The sequence below is a fragment of the Streptomyces sp. NPDC049577 genome, from assembly GCF_040675635.1.
In the GTDB taxonomy this organism is placed as follows: Bacteria; Actinomycetota; Actinomycetes; order Streptomycetales; family Streptomycetaceae; genus Streptomyces.
The window spans coordinates 1-7,540 of sequence record NZ_JBFAPH010000308.1; the positions used below are offsets into that span (position 1 = coordinate 1).

A 7,540-nucleotide genomic window follows, 5' to 3' on the forward strand; every position below is an offset into this window, starting at 1 on the left:
GGCCGCGCCGAAGCGCTCGCGGTCCTAGTCCGCGTCGCGGCAGTCCAGGGGCTCCGCGCGGGAGCCCATGTGCTTGTCCTCGCAGATCACCCGCTCCACGCCGGCGGCGCGGTAGGCCTCGAACGCCTCCGCGGGGTGCTCCAGGTAGCCCTCCTCCTTCGAGGTGGCGCAGGGTGCCATCGTCGGCGGCAGGTAGGGCAGCAGCCGGGGGTCGACGGCGAAGCGGCTCATGACCTCCAGCGCGGCCGCCGCGTTCTCCTCCTTGACGGCGATGCGGCCCATGTGGCGCGTCTCGACGACGCGCCGCCCGGTGACGTCCGCGAGGTCCAGCGGCCGCCCGTCCGCGCCGCCGGGGGCCTCGGCGGCCAGCGGCTTCACCGGCTCGTACCAGACGCGCTCGGCCGGCACGTCCACGAGCTCGCGCTCGGGCCAGCGCAGGGCGGTGAGCCGGCCGCCGAAGACGGCTCCCGTGTCGAGGCAGATGGTGTTGTTGAGCCAGGTCGCGGCCGGGGCCGGGGTGTGGCCGTAGACGACGGCCGCACTGCCCCGGTAGTCCTCGGCCCACGGGTAGCGCACGGGCAGGCCGAACTCGTCGGTCTCCCCGTTCGTGTCGCCGTACAGCGCGTGCGAGCGGACCCGGCCGGAGGTGCGGCCGTGGTACTTCTCGGGCAGCCCGGCGTGGCAGACGACGAGCGCGCCGCCGTCGAGGACGTAGTGGCTGACGAGCGACTCGATGAACTCCCGCACCCGCTCGTGGAAGCCCGGGTCCTCGGCCGCCAGCTGCTCGATCGTCTCGGCGAGGCCGTGCGTCGCCCGGACCTGGCGCCCCTTGAGATGCCGGCCGAGCTTGTTCTCGTGGTTGCCGGGCACGCACAGGGCGTGGCCGGCGGCGACCATGCCCATCACCAGGCGCAGCACGCCGGGACTGTCGGGGCCGCGGTCGACGAGGTCGCCGACGAACACGGCCGTGCGCCCCTCGGGGTGGACGGCGTCCACGGGGCGGCCGGCCTCGTCACGGACGAGGGCATAGCCGAGCCGGGTGAGCAGGTTCTCCAGTTCCGAGCGGCAGCCGTGGACGTCGCCGACGATGTCGAACGGTCCGGTGAGGTGACGCAGGTCGTTGAAGCGGCGCTCCCGCACGATCCGGGCGGCCTCGGCCTGCGCGACGCCGCGCAGGAGGTGCACCTTGCGGAAGCCCTCGCGTTCCAGGTGGCGCAGCGAGCGGCGCAGTTCGCGCTGGTGGCGCTGGATGACGCGGCGGGGCAGCGCGGCCCGGTCGGGACGGGCGGCGTTGCGCTCGGCGCACACGTTCTCGGGGATGTCGAGGACGATCGCGACGGGCAGCACATCGTGCTCGCGGGCCAGCCGGACGAGCTGCTTGCGGGCGTCGGACTGGACGTTGGTGGCGTCGACGACCGTCAGCCGCCCGGCGGCCAGTCGCTTGCCGACGATGTAGTGCAGGACGTCGAAGGCGTCCGAGCTGGCGCTCTGGTCGTTCGGGTCGTCGCTGACCAGCCCCCGGCAGAAGTCGCTGGAGACGGTCTCGGTGGGCTTGAAGTGACGTGCGGCGAAGGTGGACTTGCCGGAGCCGGTGGCGCCGACGAGTACGACGAGGGCCAGATCCGGCACGCCGAGCACGCGGGCTTCGGGGGCGGGGATGGCGGTGGCGGCGGCGGTGGTTTCGGCCGCGGTGGGGGGCGTCGTGGTCATGCCGCGCTCGCCTCCTTCGGGATCGTGTCGGTGCTCTTGCTGTTGCTGTTGCTGCCGCTGCCGGCGCGGTTTCCGGTGTCACCGGCCCGCTTGCCGAAGACCGCCATCTGCGTGGGCGGCCCCACCTCGGGGTCGTCGGGGCCGACGGGCGAGAACTCGACCGCGTAGCCGTGCCGTTCGGCGACGGCACGCGCCCAGGTCCGGAACTCCTCCCGCGTCCACTCGAAGCGGTGGTCGCCGTGGCGCACGTGCCCGGCCGGGAGGGACTCCCAGCGGACGTTGTACTCGACGTTGGGCGTCGTGACGATCACGGTCCCCGGACGGGCCGCACCGAACACCGCGTGCTCCAGGGCCGGCAGCCGGGGCAGGTCGACGTGCTCGATCACCTCACTGAGCACGGCCGCGTCGTATCCGGCGAGCCGGCGGTCGGTGTAGGCGAGCGAACCCTGGACGAGCTTCACCCGGGCCGCCTGCCGCTCGGTCATCCGGTCCATGCGCAACCGGCGCGCGGCCACCTTCAGGGCGCGCATCGAGACGTCCACGCCGACGACCTCCGTGACGGCGGGGTCCTTCAGCAGCTCGGCCACCAACTGACCCTGCCCGCAGCCCAGATCGAGCACGCGGACGGCCCCGGCGGCACGCAGGGCGCCCAGGATCGCCTCCCGCCGCCGCACGGCCAGCGGCACGGGCCGCTCCTCGGTGTCGACGGCCTCGTCGACGGCGTTGTCCAGCTCGTCGGCGTCCGTGTCGTCGGCCTCGGCGAGCCGGGCCAGCGCCAGCCGGTCGAGGGCGTCCCGGGTCAGCGACCGGCGCCGGGCCAGGTAGCGGCTGGTGATCAGCTGCTGCTCCGGGTGGCCCTCCAGCCAGCCCTCACCGTGCCGCAGCAACTTATCGACCTCGTCGGGCGCCACCCAGTAGTGCTTGGCGTCGTCCAGCACGGGCAGCAGCACATACAGCTGCCGCAGCGCCTCGACCAGCCGCAGCTCGCCCTCCAGCGTCAGCGCCACGTAACGCGACTCGCCCCACTCGGGGAACCGCTCGTCCAGCACCACCGGCCGCGCCGAGACCTTCCAGCCCAACGGCGCGAACAGACGCTCCACCAGCTCCGGGCCGCCCCGCGCGGGCAGCGCGGGCACCTCGACACGCAACGGCCTGGGCCGCTCCACCAGCTCCGGCCGGGCCGCGCACTGGCCCTTGACGGCACTGGAGAACACGCTGCCGATGGCCACGGCCAGCAGCGACGACGCCGCGTACGGGCGGTCGTTGACGTACTGCGCGAGCGCCGAGTCCGGCGCGCCGCCACGGCCCTTACCCCTGCCGCGCCGCACCAGCGCCACGGGATCGACCTCCAGCAGCAGCGCCGCCGTACAGCGCCGCTCGTCCGCCTCGGGGTAGAGGACGTGCGCTGTGCCGTGGGAGGTGGAGAACCGCTGCGCCCGGTCGGGGTGCTTGTGCAGCAGGAACCCGAGGTCGGTCGCGGGGCTACCGGGTATGCCGAAGGTACTGATCGTCAGAAACACGTGAAAGATTATCTATGCCCGCTCAGCCCCTTTCCTACTGGTTTTCGAGGTCGTCCCATCGCTGGTCGTCTCATGGCCACAGCTCGTCGTCCAGCCGCGCGGCCAGCGCCGCGATGTGGTCCGGGCCGACCCGGCAGCAGCCGCCGATGAGTCGCGCCCCCGCCGCCCGCCACTCCAGGGCCGCCGCGGGATCGAAGGCGGGCGCCCCGCACCAGTCCCGGGCCCGGGCGTCCCATCCTTCCCCGCTGTTGGGGTAGACCACCACCGGTTTGCCGGTGACCCGCGCGGCCGTCTCGACGGCCGGCAGCACGTCGTGCGGCTCACAGCAGTTGACGCCCACCGCGATGACCTGCTCGTCCCCCGCGGCGAGCGCGAACGCCTCCTCCAACGGCTGTCCCGCCCGCGTCCGCCCGCCCAGCGCGCTGTACGACAGCCACACGGGCACCTCGCATCCCTTCACCGCCCGCAGCAGGGCCCGCGCCTCGTCCGCGTCCGGCACGGTCTCCAGCGCCAGCACATCCGGCCCGGCCGCGGCGAGCGCCTCGACACGCGGCCGGTGGAACCGCTCCAGCTCCGCCACGCCCAGCCCGTACCGGCCGCGGTACTCGCTGCCGTCCGCGAGCATGGCCCCGTACGGCCCGACGGACGCGGCGACCCACACCTCCCGCTCCCCGCGCCCCGCCGCCCGCCGCGCCAGCTCCACGCTCCGCCGCAGCAGCGCCGCCGCCTCCTCCGGCCCGAGCCCCCGGCGGGCGAACCCCTGGAAGGTCGCCTGGTAGCTGGCCGTGATCAGCACCCGCGCCCCGGCCCGTACATACGCGTCGTGCGCGGCCTCGACGGCACCCGGATCGTCGGCCAGCAGCCGGGCCGACCACAGGTCGTCCGACAGATCGCAGCCCTGGGCAGCGAGTTGGTTGGACAGGCCGCCGTCCAGGACGAGCGCCCCACGCGCGAGCGCGTCGGCGAGCGGCACGGCGGGCGCGGACATCACGCTGCTCCCTCCACTGGTTCCTCAGCTGGTTCCTTCGCTGGTTCCTTCGCTCCGGTGTGTGGTCGGTCAGTTCAGCTGCGACTGCACCTGGGCGGAGATCAGTTCCAGGTGGTCAAGGTCCTGCAGGTCCAGGACCTGGAGGTAGATCCGGGACGAGCCGATCGCCGCGTAGCGCCCGATCTTCTCGACGACCTCGGCGGGCGAGCCCGCCAGACCGTTGGCCTTGAGCTCGTCCACCTCGCGGCCGATGGCCGCCGCACGGCGCGCCACCTCGGCGTCGTTCCTGCCGACGCAGACGACCAGGGCGTTGGAGTACACCAGGTCGTCGCCCTTACGGCCGTTGGCCTCCGCCGCCGCCCGGACCCGGCCGAACTGCCGCTCGCTGTCCTCGACGGACGCGAACGGGATGTTGAACTCATCGGCGTAACGCGCGGCGAGCCGGGGCGTGCGCGTGGCGCCCAGCCCGCCGATCAGCACCGGAACCCGGGACTGCGCAGGCTTGGGCAGCGCGGGCGAGTCGGTGAGCCGGTAATGGGTGCCGTCGAAGCTGAAGGTCTTGCCGGCCTCCGTCCCCCACAGACCGGTGACGATCGCCAGTTGCTCCTCCAGGCGGGCGAACTTCTCCTTGGGGAAGGGGATGCCGTACGCCGTGTGCTCCTCCTCGTACCAGCCCGCCCCTAGTCCCAGCTCCACCCGGCCGCCGGACATCTGGTCGACCTGGGCCACCTGGATGGCCAGCACTCCGGGCAACCGAAACGTGGCGGCGGTCATCAGCGTGCCGAGCCGGATGCGCCGGGTCTCCCGGGCGAGCCCGGCCAGGGTGATCCACGCGTCGGTCGGACCCGGCAGACCGTCCGAGGCCCCCATGGCCAGGTAGTGGTCCGACCGGAAGAAGGCATCGAAGCCGAGGTCCTCGCTCGCCTTGGCGACACTGAGCAGCGTCTCGTAGCTCGCCCCCTGCTGGGGCTCGGTGAAGATACGAAGGTCCATCCCTCCATCCTGCACGCTCGAACACTCGTCAACCCACCACCGCCCGCCCCACCTGCCCCGCCCCGCCAGGGTGAAATTCCGTCAGCTCCTTCTGCCGGTGGAGTACCGGCCAGTGTCCGGCACGCCCGGAGATCGTTGGCTCGGGCGGAGCCGGACCGCCCGGCCCGCGCACCGGTGAGCACTTCCGGATGCGACGATCGCGACACAGCCCGCCCGCACGCGCCGGGAGGGCCAGGGGCCGAGGAGGCCAGATGCACCAGGAAGCCGTGCCCGACGAGGCGGTGCCCAGCGAGGGCGCCGCCGCGCCACAGGGCGCGCCCAAGGGCCTGTTGCAGCAGATGGAGGAGCTGATGGCGGCACTCAACGCCGATCTGACGCAGCTCGACGCCGACCTCCGGCCTGCGGCCCGCAGGCCCGAGCCGGACGGTCCCGGGAACGACGCTCCGACGGCCGGCGGAGCCGGCGAGGCCGAACACGATGGGCTCTGACGGGCCGGCGCCGGCAGGCAGGCAGCAGGGCGCCCAAGCCCGTGCGACCCGGCGCGTCACCACCGGGTGACCGCGGTCGGCGTCCCCGACCGCTGGGCCCGGTGTCGTCGGCCCGCGCCACCGGACGGCCCCTCATGGCGGGTCCGCCCCCGGGTCGCCGCGATCTTCCCGACAGCGCACGCAGTCGCCGTGATCGCTGCCGGGCGGATCACCCACCCCGTCCCTGCCGGCGGCAAGGCGAGCGGCGGGGCGCTCGATCCCGGGGGCCGACGGCGCCCGTGGCAACGACGGTCCGGGCGACCGGAGCCCGGGGGCCCACGCGCCGGCGAGCCGGCGGCCGCATGCCCGGCACCCGCAGGACGGCACCCGGAAGCCCCGGACGCCTGGAACCGGTCCTCCACCGGGCGCCCCGCCGGCGGCCGCGGAGTCGGCGCCGGCGTCCGGCACTCCCGCCGACCCCGCACGCACTCCGCGCCGGTTCGTGCCGAAGCGGCGCCCCTCGTCCCCGCTCATGCCGCGCCTCCGTGCTCCCGCACGGCGAGCCGCCTGAGCAGACCGGCGACCCGGTCGCTGGTCTCGTCGGCGGCATCGATGGCCTCGATGCACTGCCAGTAGACCCCGTCCTCCTCACAGGCGCCGGCCACGCCGACCAGGGCTATGCCCACCTCGCCCAGCAGCTCGCCGAGATCCGACAACGCCGCCCAGGGGTCGCGCACTTCCGTGAGCTGAGCCGCCCGCAGGGCCCCGGCCCTCAGGGTCAGCCGGTGCAGGGCGACGGAGCCCTTGCCGCCCGCCTCGCTCAGACTCCTGGCGGCAGCCCGCGCCTCGAACGGCCCCTGGACGGCCAGCCGGCTGCCCACGGCCTCCGCCAACGCCTGGGTCTGCCATGCCTCCGTCACGATGTCCTGCGTCGCGCTCGCCCCCGCCAGGGCGAGTCTCGTAGCCTCGATCAGCCGTACCGCGTCCATCCCCGTCCCCGCCTTTTCCGACGTCCCGCTCTCACTACCCAGAGTGATGACTAACCGCCGGAAAAGCCAGGGGAATTCAGAAATCTGTGGATACCAAATGCGCTGTGGACAACTCAATCACTCCGGAGAGTGACGATCGCCCGAATTCCGGGTCGCCGGAAACCGTCGCTCGTTCCGGTCGATCTTCTCCGAGAGCGCCGTCAGCACATCGACCCCCAGCACCTCACAGAACTGCAGCAGATACGCCAGGACGTCCGCGACCTCGTCCTTCACCCGTTCCGCCGTCTCGGGTACCGCCATCACCCGCGCCGACTCCTCCGGCGTCAACCACTGGAAGATCTCCATCAGTTCGGATGCCTCGACACTGAGGGCCGAGGCGAGGTTCTTGGGCGTGTGGTAGGGCTGCCAGTCGCGTGCCGCGGCGAACGCGGCCAGACGCCGCTGCAGGGCCTTCAGATCGATGTCTTCGCTCACGCCCCCAGGTCTACCATCGAGGTCTCGACGGCCTCCCCCACCGCCTCCTTCACAATCTCCTCCGCCGCCCCCGCGACCGGCCCGCGTACCGTGCCCACCAGCCGGATGTGTCCGCGCACGCACATCCGTGCCGCCAGCGCGAGCAGCTCCCCCGCCTGCCCGGGATCCAGACACCTGTCCAGGCCGTCCGCCACCACCGTCAGCACCTGGCGCGCCGGCAGCACCTCCTCCACCGACTCCATGGCCAGCACCCCCGGCCCCGTGAGGAGCACCAGACACAGCGCCAGGTACCGCAGCTCGCCGTCGCCGACCGAGGCATACTGACGCCTGTACTCATCGACCTCATCAGAGTGTGCCTGGCAGCAGTAGTCCCAGAAATCAATCAGGACTCGCAGTGCC

7 protein-coding genes and 1 pseudogene are annotated in these 7,540 nt (G+C 73.1%); 1 reads left to right on the top strand and 7 read right to left on the bottom strand.

Features of this window, described 5'->3' with window-relative positions; genetic code table 11:
* Positions 1 to 24: 24 nt before the first annotated feature.
* The 4 genes from AB0K09_RS26425 to AB0K09_RS26440 all read right to left on the bottom strand — a co-directional run bounded on the left by AB0K09_RS26425 (position 25) and on the right by AB0K09_RS26440 (position 5,211).
* Complete coding sequence (locus AB0K09_RS26425; RefSeq protein WP_366067891.1) at positions 25 to 1,710, bottom strand: polynucleotide kinase-phosphatase; 1,686 nt, start codon at positions 1,708 to 1,710, stop codon at positions 25 to 27.
* Positions 1,707 to 3,230 (bottom strand): 3' terminal RNA ribose 2'-O-methyltransferase Hen1, encoded by a 1,524-nt coding sequence (locus tag AB0K09_RS26430; RefSeq protein ID WP_366067892.1) that lies wholly within the window; start codon positions 3,228 to 3,230, stop codon positions 1,707 to 1,709. Before AB0K09_RS26430 ends, AB0K09_RS26425 begins: the two co-directional genes overlap by 4 nt.
* A gap of 70 nt (positions 3,231 to 3,300) precedes the next feature.
* A complete protein-coding gene (gene mmuM / locus AB0K09_RS26435; protein ID WP_366067893.1) occupies positions 3,301 to 4,218 on the bottom strand; it encodes a homocysteine S-methyltransferase in 918 nt (305 codons plus the stop codon).
* 69 nt (positions 4,219 to 4,287) lie between these two features.
* On the bottom strand, positions 4,288 to 5,211 hold the full coding sequence (locus tag AB0K09_RS26440) for an LLM class F420-dependent oxidoreductase (protein ID WP_366067894.1): 924 nt from the start codon (positions 5,209 to 5,211) through the stop codon (positions 4,288 to 4,290).
* A 251-nt stretch (positions 5,212 to 5,462) separates the two neighbouring features.
* Between AB0K09_RS26440 and AB0K09_RS26445 the strand changes: the two genes are divergently transcribed.
* Positions 5,463 to 5,699: a hypothetical protein gene (locus AB0K09_RS26445; RefSeq protein ID WP_366067895.1), complete on the top strand. Its 237-nt coding sequence runs from the start codon at positions 5,463 to 5,465 to the stop codon at positions 5,697 to 5,699.
* A 509-nt stretch (positions 5,700 to 6,208) separates the two neighbouring features.
* On the opposite strand, the gene AB0K09_RS26450 is transcribed toward AB0K09_RS26445, so the two are convergent.
* The 3 genes and pseudogenes from AB0K09_RS26450 to AB0K09_RS26460 form a co-directional block, all read right to left on the bottom strand.
* Positions 6,209 to 6,667, bottom strand: a complete 459-nt coding sequence (locus AB0K09_RS26450; RefSeq protein ID WP_366067896.1) for a DUF6099 family protein — start codon at positions 6,665 to 6,667, stop codon at positions 6,209 to 6,211.
* Positions 6,668 to 6,784: 117 nt separating this feature from the next.
* Positions 6,785 to 7,141: a nucleotide pyrophosphohydrolase gene (locus AB0K09_RS26455; RefSeq protein WP_366067897.1), complete on the bottom strand. Its 357-nt coding sequence runs from the start codon at positions 7,139 to 7,141 to the stop codon at positions 6,785 to 6,787.
* Positions 7,138 to 7,540, bottom strand: a pseudogene (locus AB0K09_RS26460) (hypothetical protein); the annotation flags it as partial. The pseudogene AB0K09_RS26460 and the gene AB0K09_RS26455, both read right to left, overlap by 4 nt.